The organism is Brevibacillus invocatus, from assembly GCF_003710915.1.
In the GTDB taxonomy this organism is placed as follows: domain Bacteria; phylum Bacillota; class Bacilli; order Brevibacillales; family Brevibacillaceae; genus Brevibacillus; species Brevibacillus invocatus.
In genome coordinates this window covers 1-949 of record NZ_RHHR01000099.1, presented here as the reverse complement: position 1 = coordinate 949, position 949 = coordinate 1, and the positions used below count along the sequence as shown (strand labels likewise).

Annotated in this window: 1 protein-coding gene and 1 pseudogene; both read left to right on the top strand. The window is 43.8% G+C overall.

The annotated features are described in order from the left end of the window. The first annotated feature begins 185 nt into the window (after positions 1–185). Positions 186–662: a transcription elongation factor GreA gene (gene greA, locus EDM52_RS24205; RefSeq protein WP_122911441.1), complete on the top strand. Its 477-nt coding sequence runs from the start codon at positions 186–188 to the stop codon at positions 660–662. 108 nt (positions 663–770) lie between these two features. Next, positions 771–949 (top strand): annotated as a pseudogene (locus tag EDM52_RS25390) (lysine--tRNA ligase); the annotation flags it as partial.

Sequence of the window (949 nt, the reverse complement as noted above, 5' to 3'; positions counted from 1 at the left end):
GTTCCTTCATATCCTATAATATGCCGTAATATCGAGAACAGAGCTGCCAGTGAAACCTGGCAGCTTTACCTATGACTCCTCAGGAGAGTTAGCAAGCATCTGTATAATGCATAAAACATCTACATATAATCATTCGTACTTTACCCAGTGCGAATGGAATTTTTTATAAACGGGGGAATTGAATCATGTCTGAAAAAGAAGTGATCCTGACACCACAAGGATTGGCTAAGCTGGAACAAGAGCTTGAAGACTTGAAAACGGTTAAACGCAAGGAAGTAGCTGCGCGAATTAAAGAAGCGATCAGCTTTGGCGATATCAGTGAGAACTCTGAATACGAGGAAGCGAAAAATGAACAGGCTTTCATCGAGGGTCGTATTCTGACACTGGAGAAAATGCTCCGCAACGCTCGTATCATCACCAACGAGGATGTAGATACAGGCGTGGTCAGCGTAGGCTCCCGTGTCAGAGTGAAGGACTTGGAATTTGGCGATGTCGTGGACTATACGATTGTAGGATCAGCAGAATCTGACCCGATGAACAATAAAATCTCCAACGAATCTCCTGTAGGTCAGGCGCTCTTGGGCAAAGCCAAAGGTGCTGTAGTAGACGTTCAAGTACCTGCTGGTGTGATCCAGTACGAAATTCTCGATATCAACCTGTAATCAGGACTTCCGTGGCGTACCTTTTTTATAAAGGTACGCCGTATCGCTATTTATTCAAGTTTGTTTACTACTACTAAATTAGGGATTTTTTACGAGGAGTGAAAGGAAATGGCAAACGAACAAGACGTGCAGCAAGGCGAACAAGAACAACAAGAAGGTCTTCACGAGCTTCTTCAAGTACGTCACGATAAAATGAACCAATTGCGCGAATGGGGATACGACCCGTTTGGTAAAAAGTTCGAGCAAACCCATCATGCCGATGAAATTGTGAAGGCATATGGAGAGAA